The following is an 18,574-nucleotide window of genomic DNA, read 5'->3' as shown; positions in this document are numbered from 1 at the left end:
GTCGTCCTCACTTATGTGAGGATTTTTCTATAAGGAGCCGGAGAAATGGAAACTATACTGCAGCATTTCAGAAAAGATGAACAGCCTTTCATCGAAATGGCGATTGGCTGGATACGTGAAGTGGAAGATACCTATTCACCAAAACTAACAGGATTCTTGGATCCTAGGCAGCAGCGCATTGTAGAATCTCTTGCGGGCAGTTCGATGCTATTGGTCGGATTGTACGGAGCTTTTCTGGAAGCGGAAAGACGAAGAGTTCTTATCTATCCAGATTATTATGTACCAGAACCAGTCGATTATCGAATAGCTATTTTTGATGTGAAGTATGCTTCTAAGTTTTTGAAACTTGATCACAAGGACATCCTGGGCTCGATGATGTCATTAGGCATCGACCGTTCGAAATTTGGGGACATCCGAGTGGTTGATGATCAAGTCCAGTTTGCGGTCGCAGATGAGTTAAAGGATTATATGACGGCTAATTTTTTATCGATTGGGAAAGCGAAAGTGACAGTTGAAGAAAGTAATCGTCCCGAAGACTGGATTGTCACGACAGATACATGGACAGAAGAAATGCATATCGTTAGTTCATTACGACTCGATGTAGTCACTGCGGCATTAGTCACTATTCCACGTCAAAAAGCGGCGACGCTTGTGCACGGGGAAAAAGTGAAAGTGAATTGGGCTGTTAGGGATCAGCCTGCATTCGAACTTCAAGAGTCAGATATGATATCAATTAGAGGTTCTGGCCGTTTTAAAGTGATCGCAATTGAAGGAAGAACGCGTAAAGATAAGATTCGTCTCATTGTTGGGAAATTAGAATGACTTGTCAGATAATAGTTTGAAAAAGAACTGTTATCTGATGCCTTAACATGTATAATAGAGAATGAATAAGTTAAAGGGGAGATGCTTTAAATGGCTTTATCACCACTTGATATACATAATAAAGAATTTGCCAATAAGTTTCGTGGATATGATGAAGATGAAGTAAATGAGTTTTTGGAACAAATCATGAAAGATTTTGAAAATATACTTGAAGAAAACAAAACATTGAAAAGCAATTTGAAACAATCAGAAGAACAGGTCTCCCATTTTAACTCAATCGAGCAAACGCTACAAAAATCGATTCTTATCGCTCAGGAAGCTGCGGAAGACGTTCGTCGCAACTCTATGAAGGAATCGAAATTGATTGTCAAGGAAGCAGAAAAAAATGCGGATCGAATTGTCAATGAGGCACTTTCTCGCGCGCGTAGAATTTCTGTGGAAATTGAAGATCTTAAGAAACAGTCGAAGGTTTTCCGTACACGTTTCAAAATGCTCATTGAAGCGCAACTTGATCTGATTCAGTCAGATGATTGGGACGTTTTACTTGAGTACGAAATCGATGCGGAACGTTTAGAAATGGCAGCCGACCTGGATTCATAAGGAAACTTGACTTTAGTCTTAATTCACACATATACTTATAGGCATATATTTAGAACAGGCGTTGAAAGAGAAAGTACCTTCCAAATCTGAGAATAGCGAGCCGGGGGCGGTGGAAGCCCGGTCAACGGATTGGAAATGAAAATCACTCTCGAGCTGGATTGCGGAATAATTTACGTGATCCCGGAAACACCCCGTTATGGTGTCTGAGTGGTAGCAAATTCGTTTGCTACAAGTAGGGTGGTAACGCGAGAATAATTCTTCGTCCCTTTTTAGGGGTGGGGATTTTTTTATTTTTGCCTGTGCCTTGTGTCTACAGGATGTAGGTATGGGGTCTTAGCCACAGGACGTGGCGAAGGCTGCGATCCTTTTGCGCTTTTCTATTTTAAAGGAGGAAAAAACATGGAGTACAAAGATACATTACTTATGCCGAAAACAGAATTCCCGATGAGAGGTAACTTACCTAACAAAGAGCCATTACTGCAAGAAAAATGGGCAGAGATGGACATTTATAAAAAAGTACAGGAACGAACTGCGGGTCGCCCGTTCTTCGTATTACACGATGGTCCTCCATATGCGAATGGTGATCTTCATATGGGTCACGCCATGAACAAAGTATTGAAAGATATGATTGTCCGCCACAAATCAATGACAGGTTTCCACGCGCCATACGTTCCAGGCTGGGATACACATGGACTGCCGATTGAACAGGCATTAGTGAACAAAGGCGTAAAAAGAAAAGAAATGTCAGTAGCAGAATTCCGTAAAATGTGTGAGGAATATGCGCTTGGCCAGATTGACAATCAGCGTAGCCAGTTCAAACGGATTGGTGTACGTGGCGATTGGGATAATCCATATATCACGCTAAAACCAGCTTTTGAGGCGCGTCAAATTCAAGTGTTTGGTGAAATGGCTAAAAAAGGATATATCTATAAAGGATTGAAACCAGTTTATTGGTCACCATCAAGTGAATCTGCACTTGCTGAGGCGGAAATCGAGTACCAGGATAAGAAATCACCATCTATCTATGTTAGTTTCCCTGTGAAAGATGGACTTGGCGTAATTGATGAAGATGTTAACTTCTTAATCTGGACGACAACTCCATGGACGATTCCTGCAAACCTTGGGATTTCTGTCCATCCGGAATTTGAATACGTTATTGTTAAAGCGGGAGAAGAGAAATTCCTTATCGCTAAAGATTTACTTACGTTTGTCGCAGAAGAACTTGGCTGGGAAGACCATGTTGTTGAGCGTGAACTGAAAGGTTCTGAACTCGACCGTGTTGTTGCGAAGCACCCATTGTATGACCGCGATTCGCTTGTTATGCTCGGTGATCATGTTACAGCCGAAGCGGGTACTGGATGTGTCCATACAGCTCCAGGCCACGGGGAAGATGACTTCTACGTGTCTAAATCATATGGTATTGATGCTCTTTCTCCTATCGATGATCGCGGTGTTATGACTGATGAAGCGCCAGGCTTCGAAGGTCTGTTTTATGAAGATGCAAATAAAGCAGTTACAGAGGCACTCGACAAAGTGGGCGCGCTTAAGAAATTATCATTCATCACCCACTCGTATCCACATGATTGGCGCACGAAAAAACCGGTTATTTACCGCGCGACTGCACAATGGTTCGCTTCAATTGAGTCGTTCCGTACGGAATTACTTGATGCTATCAAAAAGACGAAATTCACACCTTCATGGGGCGAAACAAGATTGTATAACATGGTTCGCGACCGTGGTGACTGGTGTATTTCACGTCAACGTGTATGGGGTGTTCCAATTCCAGTGTTTTACGCTGAAAACGGTGAACCAATCATTACAGATGAAACAATTGCCAACGTTTCGGAATTGTTCCGTGAAAACGGATCGAATGTCTGGTTCGAACGAGAAGCAAAAGATTTACTGCCAGAAGGTTTCACCCACGAAGGCAGTCCGAACGGAGAGTTTACAAAAGAGACGGACATCATGGACGTTTGGTTCGATTCAGGCTCAACACACCAAGGTGTGCTAGTAGAACGGGATGATCTCGTTTACCCGGCGGACCTGTATCTTGAAGGATCTGACCAATACCGTGGATGGTTTAACTCATCACTCACGACAAGTGTTGCCATCAATGGCCATGCACCATATAAAGGCTTGCTAAGCCATGGTTTCACTCTTGACGGAGAAGGACGTAAAATGAGTAAATCAATCGGGAACGTAATCATTCCCGCAAAAGTAATGAACCAGCTTGGTGCAGACATTCTTCGCCTGTGGGTATCATCTGTTGATTACACAGCGGATGTACGGGTTTCTGATTCTAACTTCAAGCAAGTTTCTGAAGTATATAGAAAAATTCGTAACACACTGCGTTTCCTACACGGCAATACATCAGATTTCAATCCGGCTACAGATGCTGTGGCATTTGAAAATCTGCGTACAGTAGACAAATTTGTCTATGTGAGACTACAGGATTTGATCAAAGAAGTGCGTGAAGCTTATGAAAACTACGAATTCGCTGGTGTTTATCATGCAGTGAATAACTTCTGTACAGGTGAATTGAGCTCGTTCTACCTAGATATCGCCAAAGACGTTGTCTACATCGAAGGTGCAGATCATCCACATCGTCGTGCGATGCAAACAGTGATGTATGAAACGCTGATTGCGCTGTTGAAATTGTTAACACCTATTGTGCCGCATACGACAGATGAAATGTGGGCATTTATCGAGCACAAGACCGAAGAAAGTATTCAGCTGACAGATATGCCAGAAGCACAAGATCTTGGACAAGAAGCACAGGCATTGCGTGAGCGTTTCGCAACATTGATGCTTGTTCGTGACGATGTTTTGAAGGCACTGGAAGAAGCGCGTAATAGTAAAATTATCGGGAAATCGCTTGAAGCGAAAGTAACGGTTGCTGTCCCTGAAAAACTGGCAGATGTATTCGCAGCGGATGATATTGACTTCGCACAATTCTTTATCGTATCGAAGTTTGCTGAAGGAGATATCGCTAACATGCCGGAAGGTACTTTGAAACTGGATGCTGTAAGTGTTCTTGTTGAAAATGCAGATGGCGAAAAATGTGAGCGTTGCTGGACGATTTCTGAAACAATCGGCTCAGACGAAACACACCCTACTCTATGTACACGTTGTGCAGAAGTTGTAAAAGTGCATTATTCGTAAAATCATCAAACTGTAAGCCGCTGCTGCTGTCTTTATATAAGACTGGTTGCAGCGGTTTTTTAAAAGGTAAGAAAGCATAAGTTTTTTTACATGGATCGGTGTCTAGACTCCAGACGCCAGCCCCTGGGCCCCCACGAAGGGGGTCATGCAGTCTTTGCGACAGGAAGTCGCGACTTTAGACTGCCTTCCTTTCGCTTCATTCTTGCTGAAAAGGCATAGTACGCCTTTATCATCAAGACTTCCAGCGCTTGTCGGGGCTAAACGGCGCCTTGCGCTTTTCTTATATTACTCATTTAGCGTTGAAACGCGCTCATATAGGTGTCGATGTGGTAAAATGGAACGTAATCTGTCGGACGGGGGTATTTGGATTGTTCATTTATTACGGATTAGCGGCATTCGTCATTATTTTGGATCAGTTTACGAAATGGCTAGTCGTTAAAAACATGGAGCTCGGCGAAAAAATTAGCATTGCAGATCCTTATTTAGGGCTTCTTTCTCATCGCAACAAGGGAGCCGCTTGGGGTATGCTTGAAGGACAAATGTGGTTATTTTATATTGTCACAGTTGCCGTTGCAATTGGTATTATTTATTTCTTCCATAAAGAAGCGAAAGGGCAACCGCTCTTTGGATTCAGTTTAATGTTTCTTCTTGGTGGTGCGATTGGTAATTTTATCGATCGTCTGTGGCGCAAGGAAGTTGTCGATTTTGTCGATGTCACAATCCCGGTTATCAACTACGATTTTCCAATCTTTAATGTTGCAGATGCAGCGTTAACGGTCGGTGTGATTATGATCATCATTCATATTATTATGGATGAAAAAAAGAACAAGAAAAAGGTGTCGTAATGGAAAAAATAGAAATTGAAATAACTGAAGAACACAAAGGAAGCCGAATAGACAAAGCTTTGTCTGCAGTCAATCCTGAATGGTCACGTACGCAAATTCAATCATGGCTGAAAGACAGCCTTGTTCTAGTAAGCGGAATTCAAGTGAAACCTAATTATAAAGTAAGACTGGGAGATATAGTGACGGTGGAAGAACCTGAACTGGAAGTGCTTGACATGGTTGCTGAGGAATTAAATCTCGATATCGTCTATGAAGATAAGGACGTACTCGTTGTCAATAAAGCGCGTGGCATGGTTGTTCATCCTGCGCCAGGTCATCCATCAGGAACGGTCGTAAATGGTCTTATGCACCACTGCACGGACCTTTCAGGTATTAACGGAGTGGTGCGCCCAGGGATTGTCCATCGTATTGATAAAGATACGTCAGGGCTTTTGATGGTCGCGAAAAATGATAAGGCACATGTATCGTTAGTAGACCAGCTTGTGAACAGGTCAGTAACGCGTGTTTATACTGCACTTGTCCATGGCCATATACCACATGATAATGGAACAATTGACGCGCCAATCGGCCGTGATCAACGGGAACGACAAAATATGGCTATCGTTGATAAAGGAAGGCATGCGGTAACGCACTTCAAAGTAATCGAACGGTTCGGGGATTATACGCTTGTCGAATGCAGATTAGAAACAGGCAGAACGCATCAAATTCGGGTGCATATGAAATATATTGGTTATCCACTTGTTGGAGATCCGAAATATGGACCGAAAAAAACACTTCAATTTAATGGACAAGTATTGCATGCAGGTACGCTCGGTTTTGATCATCCCGTAACAGGTGAGTACTTGGAATTCAACAGTCCTCTACCTGAAGACTTTAAAGACTTGGTTGATGAAGTTAGGAAAAGCGTTGACAAAACAGAAGAGTAAATTGTATACTGAACGAAGCAATTGAATAGCGATACCTTTAACATCAGTCCAGAGAGGCTGGGAAGGTTGCACGGAAGTACAGTCAAACTGCTGCGCGCAGTTTCTATGTACATTTATTTCTGCACGTATACCCTCCCGCCATCCTAGGCCGGGAGGGTTTTTTATGTCTAGCAACAGGCGCCAGACTCTCGGGTCATAAGTCAGACCAGCTACACGGCAAAGAACGCCGCTTCGCCGATCCGTCTTATGCCTGTCGCGGGCCTACAGGATGTAGGTCACGCAGACGTTGCCACACGATGTGGCGAACTTAGGCTGTGTTCACTTGACGGCGCCTTACGCTTTTCATATAGGAGAATATCCAAGCCAATCGGCTCCTGGAAGGCATTTGACCGAAAGACAGAAGTAAACAAGGAAATGGAGGATGTTGAAATGACGGAAAAAGCAAATATTCTAGATGAACAGGCAATTGGCAGGGCGGTTACCCGAATTGCACACGAAATAATTGAACGCAACAAAGGAATTGACGCTTGTATTCTTGTCGGCATCAAAACACGCGGTGCTTTCTTAGCGAAAAGACTTGCTGAAAAGATTGAACTTATCGAAGGAAAACCGATTAAAGCCGGTGAACTTGATATCACACTATATAGGGATGACCTCACGTTGAAACATAGTAACAATGAACCGCTTGTTCAGCAGGTAGACATCAAGCATGACGTGACAGATATGAAAGTAATTTTGGTAGACGACGTTCTCTATACAGGTAGAACAGTTCGGGCAGCGATGGATGCAGTTATGGACCTTGGAAGACCAGCATCAATCCAACTAGCAGTACTTGTTGACCGTGGTCACCGTGAATTGCCAATACGACCAGACTTCGTCGGTAAAAACATCCCAACTTCAAGTGATGAGCGAGTCGTCGTGAGTGTAGAAGAAACAGATGGCAAAGATAGCGTGTCGATTCATTCTAAATAGTAGCGAAGGTGCCTTATAAGGGGATTCTTTATCTCAACATAATATGAATACAAAATAAAGTAATCCGCACGGGGGTATTGGCAATGGATGAAAAAGTGTTAGATGTGCATGAAAAACCGGCACCAGCTAGGTGGATTATCCTTAGTTTACAACATATGTTTGCCATGTTTGGAGCAACAATATTAGTACCTCAGCTCGTCGGATTAAGTCCGGCAATCGCCCTTCTGACAAGTGGTATTGCAACAATCGTCTTTATCCTTGTTACACGATTCCAAGTGCCGGCGTACTTAGGCTCATCTTTCGCCTTCATTATCCCGATACAAGTCGCAACTCAAACGGGTGGAATTGGCAGTGCGATGATAGGAAGCATGTTTGTGGCACTTGTCTACGGAATTATTTCATTGCTCATTTGGAAAACGGGCTACAATTGGATCATGAAAGTTTTGCCACCGATTGTTGTAGCGCCTGTCATCATCGTAATTGGACTGGCACTTTCACCAACTGCAATCAGCATGGCAAGTACCATCCAAGTTGGAGATGAAAAGGTATATAACCTGCTTCATTTCTCGGCTGCACTTGTTACGCTAGCAGCTGCTATCATCTGCCTCATGTTTTTCAAGGGAATCATTAGCTTAATGCCAATCCTAATCGGCATCATCGTCGGTTACATTTACTCGGCTTTCATCGGGATCTTAGATTTTACAAAAGTTATGGAAGCAAAGTGGTTTGAATTTCCGGAAATGTTAATTCCAGGTGTGGATTATGATTTCGTCATTACACCTACACTGCTCTTTCTTATGGTGCCAATAGCAATTGTCACAATATCGGAGCATATCGGCCATCAACTTGTCCTTGGACGAATCGTTGGAAGAGATTACATAAAAAATCCAGGATTGAACCGCTCATTACTAGGTGATGGACTTGGAACACTCATAAGTGGTCTTGTAGGAGGTCCACCTAAAACGACATACGGTGAAAATATCGGTGTTCTTGCGCTTACTCGAGTTTACAGTGTCTATGTCATTTTAGGAGCTGCTGTTTTCGCCATAGCCTTCTCCTTCTTAGGAAAAGTGATGGCATTGATTGCGACGATTCCGACGGCAGTGCTCGGCGGGGTTTCAATTCTCTTGTTCGGAATTATTGCTTCATCTGGCTTGCGCATGCTCGTGGATCACAAAATTGATTTTGGCAGCCAGCGTAATCTTGTCATCGCCTCAGTCATTCTAGTCATTGGAATCGGGGGGGCGAGCATCGAATTTAGTGATACTTTCCAAATTGAAGGAATGGCCCTAGCGGCAATTATCGGTGTGATACTCAACTTGGTCCTGCCGGGGAGAACAAATGAAAGTCTAGTTGACGAAAAAGAATAGAAAACCTTTTAACACTGTTCCGAGAGTCAGGGAAAGGTTCGTTTGACACCCATTCTGCACAATAAGTGTAGGGTTTGGATTGTCATACCTAACGAGCCTTTCCGTTTATCGGGAAGGCTCGTTTTTCAATATGTCTAGGCTTCAGCACCCAGGCCATTAAGCTTTTCAATAAAAGGAGGACAAACCAGATGCAGCATCTTGTTTCGATGAAACACCTGACTGAAGAAGAAATTATGGCAATCCTTGATCGTGCTGATACATTCAAAAAACGTGGAGTCCGAGAATTGCCCGGGAAATATAGTGTCAGTAACTTATTTTTTGAACCGAGTACACGAACGAAAATGAGTTTTGAAATGGCACAACGGAAACTCGGACTTGATGTATTACCATTCGAATCCAGCTTCTCTAGTACATTAAAAGGAGAAACGCTTTATGACACAGTCAAAACGCTCGAAGCAATAGGTGTCGATGCACTTGTTATCCGTCATCCCGAAGATGGTTACTATGAGCAGTTGATTGGTAGAACGTCAGTTTCTATCATTAATGGAGGAGACGGTTCAGGTCAGCATCCGACTCAATCACTGCTGGATTTATTCACAATTAAAGAAGAGTTTGGTTCATTTCAAGGATTGAACGTACTGATTACAGGGGATATCACACATAGCCGAGTTGCACGGTCCAATGCCGATGCTCTGACGAAGCTTGGCGCAAACGTGACATTCCTTTGCCCGGCTGAATGGGCAGGCGAATTCAACAGTGTGGATTCGTGGGATGAAGTGATTAAAAACAGTGATGTGGTTATGCTGCTACGGGTTCAACATGAAAGACACGAGGCAGAAATAAACTTTGCTGGTGAAAGATATCATGAAAGATACGGCCTGACAGAAGCCCGCGAGCAGCTAATGAAAGAAAATGCAATCATCATGCATCCCGGACCATTTAACCGAGGTGTGGAAATAGCAGATACCTTAATCGAATGTCCGAAATCACGGATTTTCAAACAAATGGAAAATGGTGTATACATACGGATGGCCGTATTAGAAGCAGTATTGAAAGGGAGGAATTGACATGCAGAAACTTATTCAAGGGGTTCAGATGCTAAACGGTGACGGGGAACTTGTCACAGCAGATGTAAAAGTAACGGGTGATAAAATTACGGAAATCGGTAAGCAGTTACCAGTAGAACACGCTGAAGTAATCGACGGCAAAGGACTTTTACTAGCACCCGGCTTCATAGATGTCCACGTGCATCTTCGTGAACCGGGCGGAGAGCATAAAGAGACAATCGAAAGCGGAACATTGGCAGCAGCAAAAGGCGGTTACACAACTATCTGTGCAATGCCAAATACACGGCCTGTACCGGATACAAAAGAAAATCTGACATTTGTCAATGACTTAATCGCACAGAAGTCCTTAATCCGTGTCCTTCCATACGCATCTATTACAATTCGGGAAGCCGGTAAAGAACGGACGAATCTCGCAGAACTAAAAGAACACGGAGCTTTCGCATTTACGGATGATGGTGTTGGTATACAACAGGCCGGAATGATGTACGAAGCGATGCAGGAAGCAGCTAAAATCGGTATGCCGATTGTTGCACACTGTGAAGATAATACGCTTATCTACGGTGGTGCTATGCATGAAGGCAAACGTAATAAGGAACTGGAACTTCCAGGAATTCCTTCTATAGCAGAATCGGTCCATATCGCTCGGGATATTTTATTAGCTGAAGCGGCAGGCGCTCATTATCATGTTTGCCACGTCAGCACGAAAGAGTCGGTTCGAGTAATCCGTGACGCGAAGAAAGCGGGGGTCCATGTGACTGCTGAAGTAAGTCCGCATCATCTTCTACTGTCGGAAGATGATATTCCAGGCGATGATGCCGATTGGAAAATGAATCCGCCACTTCGCGGAACAGAAGATCTCGCAGCACTACGCGAAGGATTGCTCGACGGCACACTGGATTTCATAGCAACAGATCACGCACCGCATACTGCGGAAGAGAAGGCAGTCGGTTTTGCAAAAGCACCATTCGGCATTACTGGTTTTGAAACAGCGTTCCCACTCCTTTATACGAACTTTGTTAAAAAAGGAACATGGACATTGCAGCAGCTCATCGATTGGATGACGAAAAAACCAGCGGATGTATTCGGCTTACCATACGGTAAAATTGAAGTTGGAGGCACTGCGGATTTAGTATTACTTGATTTGAACAAAGAAGCAAAAATAGATCGCACAACATTTGTATCTAAAGGTAAGAACACACCATTTGACGGTTTGACATGCACAGGATGGCCAGTTAAAACGATTTTCGGTGGAAAAGTAGTTTGGGAGGATGGACAATGATGAAAAAAAGAATGCTTATTTTAGAAGACGGCACAATTTTTGAAGGAATCGCTTTTGGTTCCGACGAGGCTTCAATCGGTGAAACAGTATTCACAACTGGGATGACGGGCTATCAGGAAACCATTTCCAATCCTTCGGGAGCTGGACAAATCATTGTGATGACCTACCCGCTTATCGGTAACTATGGCATTAACCGAGACGATTACGAATCAATTGAACCAGCAGCAAGCGGCTTAGTCGTTCGTGAACTAGCGGACGAGCCATCGAACTTCCGAAGCGGCATGACGCTTTGCGAACTGTTGACGATGAAGGGCATTCCTGGAATTCAAGGAATCGATACACGTAAACTAACACGGTTGCTACGCGACAAAGGGGCACTAAAAGGGATTTTGACTGCTGCAGGAGAAGAAGTAAACGTGCAAGAAACGGTTGCGCATGTCGCTTCTTACGTCTTACCGACAGATCTTGTTGCACGCGTTTCGACACAAAAACCTTATCCAAGTCCAGGTCGCGGAGAGCGAATCATCCTTATCGACTATGGTATGAAACATGGTATTTTACGTGAATTAAATGAGAGAGATTGTGATGTTATCGTCGTTCCATATAATACAACAACGAAAGAAATTCTTTCTTTATCACCAGATGGCATTGTGTTGTCAAATGGACCGGGCAATCCGATGGATGTTGAAGGTACAGTTGAAGTGATTAAAGAGTTGCTAGGAAAAGCCCCAATGTTCGGGATAGGGCTTGGCCATCAGCTGTTTGCCCTTGCTTGTGGAGCACGCACAGTGAAATTGAAAAATAGTCATATGGGTGGCAATCATCCCGTAAAAGATTTGGCTACAGGTAGGACGGAATTAACTTCACAATGCCATGGCTACTCAGTAGATGAAGAATCACTTGCAGGTACAAATCTTGAAGTGACACACAAAGCACTTAATGACGGCTCAGTTGAAGGTGTGAAAAGCACGAAATACGAAGCTTTTTCTGTACAGTTTCATCCGGAAGCATCACCAGGACCAGAAGATTCGAAACATCTGTTTGACCGATTCATGGATATAATGAAAACAAGCAGCCGAGAGGGGAATTTCAATGCCTAAACGTACAGATATTGAAACTATATTAGTTATCGGGTCAGGCCCGATTGTCATTGGCCAGGCGGCAGAGTTCGACTATGCCGGAACACAAGCGTGTCTTTCGTTGAGAGAAGAAGGCTATCGCGTCATTCTCATTAACTCCAACCCAGCAACCATTATGACGGATACGGAAATTGCAGACAAAGTATACATTGAACCACTTACACTCGAGTTTATTAGCCGCATTATACGAAAAGAGCGCCCGGATGCACTCCTTCCTACACTGGGTGGTCAAACGGGTCTGAACATGGCGATTGAACTGCACGAATCAGGTATTTTGGATGAACTTGGCGTCGAAATTCTTGGAACAAAGCTCAATGCAATTCACCAAGCGGAAGACCGTGACCTATTTCGCACGCTGATGAATGAACTAGGTGAACCTGTTCCAGATAGCGATATTATCCACAACCTTGAAGAGGCCTATACACTTGTCGAAAGAATTGGTTACCCAGTTATCGTTCGTCCTGCATTTACAATGGGTGGAACTGGCGGAGGAATTTGCTATAACGATAAAGACCTTGATGAAATCGTCACAGGTGGCTTGAAATACAGCCCCGTCACGCAATGTCTGTTAGAAAAGTCGATTGCTGGCTACAAGGAAATTGAATATGAAGTGATACGAGATTCGGCGGACAACGCAATTATAGTTTGTAATATGGAAAACGTTGATGCTGTTGGAATCCATACGGGTGATTCAATAGTCGCTGCCCCATGTCAAACGATGACAGACCGAGAAAATCAGATGCTGAGGAATGTGTCATTGAAAATTGTTCGTGCACTGAAAATCGAAGGCGGATGTAATGTCCAACTTGCGCTCGATCCATACAGCTTTAACTATTACATCATTGAAGTGAATCCACGTGTGAGCCGGTCGTCTGCACTTGCATCGAAAGCGACGGGATATCCAATTGCAAAAATCGCTGCAAAAATAGCGGTCGGACTCACGCTCGATGAAATGATGAACCCGGTCACTGGTACAACATATGCTTGTTTCGAACCGACACTCGATTACATTGTGACGAAAATCCCGCGCTGGCCATTTGATAAATTCGAATCTGCTAAACGGAACTTGGGTACACAAATGAAAGCGACAGGCGAAGTAATGGCAATCGGTCGTACATTTGAAGAGTCCATTTTGAAAGCAGTTCGCTCACTTGAAACAGGACAATTTGGCTTATCGTTGAAAAATGGTTCGACAATGACAGACGAATGGATTGAAAAACGTATCCGTCGTGCAGGCGATGAGCGTTTGTTCTTCATAGGCGAAGCATTCCGTAGAGGCGCGACAGTTGAGACGATTCATGAATGGAGTCAAATCGATGCCTTTTTCTTACGCAAGTTCCAGAAAATCGTTCAGTTTGAACTAGTCTTAAAAGCGAATCCGTTTGACTATGAAACGTTACGCACTGCAAAACGTATGGGCTTCTCTGACGTAACAGTTGCAGAACTATGGAGTACAGATGAGCGTGTGATTTACGATTGGCGAAAAGAGCATGGCCTTATTCCAGTCTATAAAAAGGTGGATACATGTGCAGGCGAATTTGAATCGGATACACCGTACTTTTACGGCACGTATGAAGATGAAAATGAATCCATTAAAACAGAGAAGAAAAGTGTTATCGTTCTAGGTTCTGGCCCGATTCGTATCGGACAGGGCGTCGAGTTCGACTATGCGACGGTCCACTCTGTATGGGCAATTCAAGAAGCTGGTTACGAAGCGATCATCATCAACAACAACCCTGAAACGGTGTCAACAGACTTCTCGATTTCGGACAAATTATACTTTGAACCTCTGACAATCGAAGATGTTATGCACATTGTTGACCTAGAACAGCCTGAAGGCGTTATCGTTCAATTCGGTGGACAAACAGCCATCAACCTAGCGGCTGGCCTCGAAGCGCGCGGCGTGAAAATTTTAGGAACATCTCTAGAAGATATTGACCGTGCGGAAAACCGTAATAAGTTTGAAAGTGCATTGCGTGAAATCGGAATTCCTCAGCCTTTAGGAAAAACAGCTGTTTCAGTACCAGAAGCTGTCGCGATTGCCAATGAAATCGGTTATCCTGTACTCGTTAGACCTTCTTATGTACTTGGTGGACGTGCGATGGAAATTGTCTACCATGAAGAAGAACTTCTTTATTACATGGAGCACGCAGTTGAAGCAAGCCCAGATCATCCTATACTTGTCGATCGCTACCTGACAGGAACTGAAATCGAAGTCGATGGCATATGCGATGGAGAAAATGTATTGATCCCAGGCATTATGGAACATATTGAACGTGCAGGCGTTCACTCGGGTGACTCGATTGCCGTGTTCCCTCCACAAAATTTATCGGCTTCTCAGATGGAAACAATCGCTGATTATACGACACGCCTTGCAAAAGGACTTGGAATTGTAGGTCTTCTCAATATCCAGTTCGTCATTTCAGAAGGGCAAGTCTACGTCATCGAAGTAAATCCACGATCAAGTCGTACGGTACCATTCTTAAGTAAAATCACGAACATTCCGATGGCAAACATAGCGACAAAAGCCATTCTAGGTCAATCAATTATCGAACAAGGGTATAAAAATGGACTTGCTCAGGCTCCATCAGGCGTCTACGTTAAAGTACCAGTCTTCTCATTTGCGAAATTGCGTCGAGTAGATATAACGCTTGGACCTGAAATGAAATCGACAGGAGAAGTAATGGGGAAAGATACTACGCTCGAAAAAGCATTGTATAAAGGCCTTGTTGCAGCGGGTATGGAAATAAAAGAATACGGTTCTGTGATAATGACTGTTTCTGACAAAGATAAAGAAGAGATGGTCAGCATCGCTAAACGCTTTACAGCTATTGGTTACCGCATTTTAGCGACTGGAGGCACGGCTTCTGTTCTAGAGGACGCAGGTATCCGCGTGAAGACAATCGGTAAAATTGGTTCTGAAGGGCCAACGCTTCTGGATGTTATTCAAAAAGGGGAAGCACAAATTGTTATCAATACACTGACAAAAGGAAAACAACCTGAACGTGACGGCTTTAGAATCCGCCGCGAATCAGTTGAAAATGGCATTCCTTGCTTCACTTCCCTTGATACGGCAGATGCAATGCTACGCGTTATCGAATCAATGACATTCCAAACTGAGGAAATGGGGAAAGCGGAGGAAACTATATGATCATACAAGATCGAATGACGGTTACTTCACAACGGCAAATTGCCCAAAATATTTTTGAAATGAAGTTAAACGGTAAGTTGGTCGGGGAAATTACTTCCCCAGGCCAGTTTGTCCATATTCGTGTGTCAGACTCGTTTGAACCACTATTAAGACGTCCAATTTCAATCGCTTCGATTGATCAAGAGGCTGGCGAAATGACCATTATTTATCGCGCGGAAGGTCGGGGGACTACCATCCTTTCACAGAAACGTGCTGGCGATGAAGTTGATGTCCTTGGTCCGCTAGGGAATGGTTTTCCTGTTGAAGAAACGTCGCAGGGAGAAACGGCCATTTTAATTGGCGGAGGAATTGGTGTACCACCATTGTATGAGCTGTCGAAGCAAATGACGGCGAAGGGCGTGAAATGCACGCATGTCTTAGGATTCCAATCAAAGGATGTCGTGTTTTACGAAGAAGAATTTAGTAAACTCGGCGAAACACATATCGTAACTGTTGACGGTTCACAAGGAACGGCAGGCTTCGTGACTACTGTCATGGCGGAACTTGGCAATGACTTTGCAACGTATTACAGCTGCGGTCCAATGCCGATGCTTGAAGCGATTGAAAAAATGTATGCAGGGAAAAAAGGCTTTCTGTCATTCGAACAACGGATGGGCTGCGGTATTGGCGCTTGTTTCGCATGTGTTTGTCAAACAACGGAAGGATCGGAAAAAGCCTATATTAAAGTATGCTCAGATGGTCCAGTATTCCCGGCAGGGGTGGTGGCAATATGAATAGGCTATCGATTGAATTACCAGGTTTATCATTAAAAAATCCAATTATGCCTGCGTCCGGCTGTTTCGGATTCGGTAAAGAATATGGTCAACTGTATGATTTGTCACTGCTTGGCGCCATTATGATCAAAGCCACAACACTTGAAACGAGGCTCGGCAATCCGACACCGCGTGTTGCAGAAACGGCATCCGGTATGCTAAATGCAATTGGCCTGCAAAATCCGGGTCTAAAAGGCGTATTGGAAGGCGAGTTGCCTTGGCTTGAACAGTTTGATGTGCCAATTATTGCAAACGTTGCGGGTACTGAAACAGCTGACTACGTGGAAGTGGCGAAAGCCGTATCTCAAGCACCAAATGTTAAAGCGCTTGAGCTGAATATCTCTTGTCCGAACGTCAAAGCGGGAGGCATTACTTTTGGAACAGATCCTGAAATCGCCAAAGAGCTGACGAGAGCGGTAAAAGAAGTGTCTTCAGTTCCGGTGTATGTCAAACTATCTCCAAATGTCACTGACATCGTGGAAATTGCGCAGGCGGTTGAAGCAGGCGGAGCAGATGGCATTACGATGATCAACACACTGATTGGTATGCGTCTTGATCAGAAAACAGGGCGACCCGTTATTGCGAACGGCACAGGCGGTTTGTCTGGTCCGGCTGTTAAACCAGTTGCGATTCGGATGGTCTATGAAGTAAGTAAAGCGGTCAATATTCCGATTATTGGAATGGGTGGGGTGACAGAAACGGCTGACATTATCGACTTTATGTCTGCAGGTGCAAGTGCTGTAGCGGTAGGAACAGCGAACTTCGTCAATCCATTTATTTGTCCGCAAATCATTGAACAATTGCCAGCTAAGTTGGACGAGCTTGGCATTCATCATATTTCTGAACTGATAGGGAGGAGTCACCGTCTATGAAAACATCCCCGATTATAGCACTCGATTTTGATTCAGCTGAAAAGACATTCGACTTCCTGCGTGCTTTTGATGGAGACGTCAATGTCAAAGTGGGCATGCAACTTTATTATAAAGCAGGGCCCGCGATTGTGGCTCGGTTAAAAGAACAAGGTTATGATGTATTCCTAGATTTGAAATTGCATGATATTCCAAACACAGTGAAATCAGCGATGGAAGTGCTTGCGGGATTCGGTGTTGACCTTGTGAATGTTCATGCAGCTGGAGGAAAGACAATGATGGAGGCGGCTCTTGAAGGATTGGATAAAGGGACACCAACCGGATTATCACGGCCGTCACTCATCGGTGTTACACAACTGACGTCTACAGACGACCGTCAAGTTCGTGAAGAGCAGTTGATCGGTGTTGGACTACAAGAATCTGTCCTTCATTATGCTAAGCTGACGAAAGAAGCAGGTCTTGATGGTGTTGTTTGTTCTGTCCATGAAGCGACTGCGATTGCAGATATTTGCGGAAAACCCTTCTTCAAAGTGACACCTGGTATACGCCTTGCAGATGGCGGAGCACATGATCAGAAACGGATTGCAACACCTGAAGAAGCACGTCTTGCAGGATCGACACATATCGTAGTCGGACGAGCAATTACAGGGGCAACGGATCCGCGAGCAGCATACGAACACATACTTGCACTTTGGAAGGGGACGGAATAACAATGGTGAAAAAAGAAGTTGCTGAAATCCTGTTACATGTTGGTGCAGTTGAATTAAGTCCAGAAGAACCGTTTACATGGGCATCAGGCATTGAGTCCCCAATCTACTGCGATAACCGATTGACGATGTCAGATCCGGTTGGACGGAAAAAGATTGCGGAAGGCCTAGCAGGATTGATTCGTGAAAATTATCCTGAAACAACTGTCATAGCTGGTACGGCTACAGCTGGAATCCCTCACGCAGCTTGGGTTGCGGACATTCTTGGATTACCGATGGTGTATATCCGTTCGAAAGCGAAAGAACATGGCCGAAGCCGTCAAATCGAAGGGAAAGTTGATGTCGCAGATAAAGCGGTAATTATCGAAGATTTGATCTCAACGGGCGGTAGTAGCTTGAATGCGGCAGAAGCACTGCGTTCTGAAGGAATTGACGTGACTGGTATTGTTTCTATCTTTACATATGAACTGCAAAGTGCAGATGAAACATTCGCGTCTGCAGGACTGACTTACAAAAGCCTGACTGATTTCGGTGCACTTGCTGAAGTCGCACAAGAAAAAGGGGCTATCAATGAAGAGTCAATGGCTAGTTTACTTGAGTGGCACGGGAAATTGAAGGCTGGTTTGTTGAAATAAAGTACGAAAGGGCAAGCGTCTGTTATAAATGAATGCTGCCTAAATGCGGCACTTCCTGTGACAACAAGGAGGGGTGAAGTACAATCCCTCCCCATTGCATGACCCATATCCTGTCGACCCCGAGCCTCTAGGCGCTGGCGTTTGGATGTGAAATCTCTATGTTGCAGTTTACTCACAATGCATGATTAAATAGTTTCCTAAGCCAACAAAAAAGTTAT

Annotated in this window: 15 protein-coding genes and 1 other annotated feature; all 15 genes read left to right on the top strand. The window is 44.1% G+C overall.

The window, feature by feature from the left end:
* Positions 1–45: 45 nt before the first annotated feature.
* The 15 genes from ACP8HG_RS10595 to pyrE all read left to right on the top strand — a co-directional run bounded on the left by ACP8HG_RS10595 (position 46) and on the right by pyrE (position 18,356).
* Positions 46–822, top strand: coding sequence for an RNA-binding protein (locus ACP8HG_RS10595; protein WP_438298602.1), 777 nt, complete (start codon positions 46–48; stop codon positions 820–822).
* A 90-nt stretch (positions 823–912) separates the two neighbouring features.
* Entirely contained in the window at positions 913–1,422 is a 510-nt protein-coding gene (locus ACP8HG_RS10590; RefSeq protein ID WP_067211441.1) for a DivIVA domain-containing protein, read from the top strand.
* 52 nt (positions 1,423–1,474) lie between these two features.
* Positions 1,475–1,692 (top strand) — a binding site (T-box leader).
* Between the two features lie 129 nt (positions 1,693–1,821).
* A complete protein-coding gene (gene ileS, locus ACP8HG_RS10585) occupies positions 1,822–4,584 on the top strand; it encodes an isoleucine--tRNA ligase (RefSeq protein WP_438298601.1) in 2,763 nt (920 codons plus the stop codon).
* 368 nt (positions 4,585–4,952) lie between these two features.
* Positions 4,953–5,429 (top strand): signal peptidase II, encoded by a 477-nt coding sequence (gene lspA, locus ACP8HG_RS10580; RefSeq protein ID WP_067211436.1) that lies wholly within the window; start codon positions 4,953–4,955, stop codon positions 5,427–5,429.
* Entirely contained in the window at positions 5,429–6,355 is a 927-nt protein-coding gene (locus ACP8HG_RS10575; RefSeq protein ID WP_067211434.1) for an RluA family pseudouridine synthase, read from the top strand. Before lspA ends, ACP8HG_RS10575 begins: the two co-directional genes overlap by 1 nt.
* Positions 6,356–6,784: 429 nt before the next feature.
* Positions 6,785–7,327 (top strand): bifunctional pyr operon transcriptional regulator/uracil phosphoribosyltransferase PyrR, encoded by a 543-nt coding sequence (gene pyrR, locus ACP8HG_RS10570; protein ID WP_067211431.1) that lies wholly within the window; start codon positions 6,785–6,787, stop codon positions 7,325–7,327.
* Between the two features lie 83 nt (positions 7,328–7,410).
* Positions 7,411–8,697, top strand: coding sequence for a uracil-xanthine permease family protein (locus ACP8HG_RS10565; RefSeq protein ID WP_067211428.1), 1,287 nt, complete (start codon positions 7,411–7,413; stop codon positions 8,695–8,697).
* A 188-nt stretch (positions 8,698–8,885) separates the two neighbouring features.
* On the top strand, positions 8,886–9,764 hold the full coding sequence (locus tag ACP8HG_RS10560) for an aspartate carbamoyltransferase catalytic subunit (protein WP_340740438.1): 879 nt from the start codon (positions 8,886–8,888) through the stop codon (positions 9,762–9,764).
* Between the two features lies 1 nt (position 9,765).
* Positions 9,766–11,043 (top strand): dihydroorotase, encoded by a 1,278-nt coding sequence (locus ACP8HG_RS10555; RefSeq protein WP_438298600.1) that lies wholly within the window; start codon positions 9,766–9,768, stop codon positions 11,041–11,043.
* Positions 11,043–12,143 (top strand): carbamoyl phosphate synthase small subunit, encoded by a 1,101-nt coding sequence (locus ACP8HG_RS10550; protein WP_067214020.1) that lies wholly within the window; start codon positions 11,043–11,045, stop codon positions 12,141–12,143. Before ACP8HG_RS10555 ends, ACP8HG_RS10550 begins: the two co-directional genes overlap by 1 nt.
* Positions 12,136–15,333, top strand: coding sequence for a carbamoyl-phosphate synthase large subunit (carB, locus tag ACP8HG_RS10545; protein WP_342538779.1), 3,198 nt, complete (start codon positions 12,136–12,138; stop codon positions 15,331–15,333). The genes ACP8HG_RS10550 and carB overlap by 8 nt, the downstream gene beginning before the upstream one ends.
* A complete protein-coding gene (locus ACP8HG_RS10540; protein ID WP_438298599.1) occupies positions 15,330–16,106 on the top strand; it encodes a dihydroorotate dehydrogenase electron transfer subunit in 777 nt (258 codons plus the stop codon). The genes carB and ACP8HG_RS10540 overlap by 4 nt, the downstream gene beginning before the upstream one ends.
* Positions 16,103–17,017: a dihydroorotate dehydrogenase gene (locus tag ACP8HG_RS10535; RefSeq protein WP_340767416.1), complete on the top strand. Its 915-nt coding sequence runs from the start codon at positions 16,103–16,105 to the stop codon at positions 17,015–17,017. Before ACP8HG_RS10540 ends, ACP8HG_RS10535 begins: the two co-directional genes overlap by 4 nt.
* Positions 17,014–17,724 (top strand): orotidine-5'-phosphate decarboxylase, encoded by a 711-nt coding sequence (pyrF, locus tag ACP8HG_RS10530; RefSeq protein WP_438298598.1) that lies wholly within the window; start codon positions 17,014–17,016, stop codon positions 17,722–17,724. Before ACP8HG_RS10535 ends, pyrF begins: the two co-directional genes overlap by 4 nt.
* A 2-nt stretch (positions 17,725–17,726) precedes the next feature.
* Positions 17,727–18,356 carry an orotate phosphoribosyltransferase gene (pyrE, locus tag ACP8HG_RS10525; RefSeq protein WP_338655809.1) on the top strand — a complete coding sequence of 210 codons (630 nt, stop codon included), beginning with the start codon at positions 17,727–17,729 and terminating at the stop codon, positions 18,354–18,356.
* The last annotated feature ends 218 nt before the right edge of the window (positions 18,357–18,574 follow it).

It is taken from the genome of Sporosarcina sp. FA15 (assembly GCF_051550195.1).
Lineage (GTDB): Bacteria > Bacillota > Bacilli > Bacillales_A > Planococcaceae > Sporosarcina > Sporosarcina psychrophila.
Note: the sequence above shows the minus strand (reverse complement) of the source record. Positions and strands in the feature narration are given on the sequence as shown.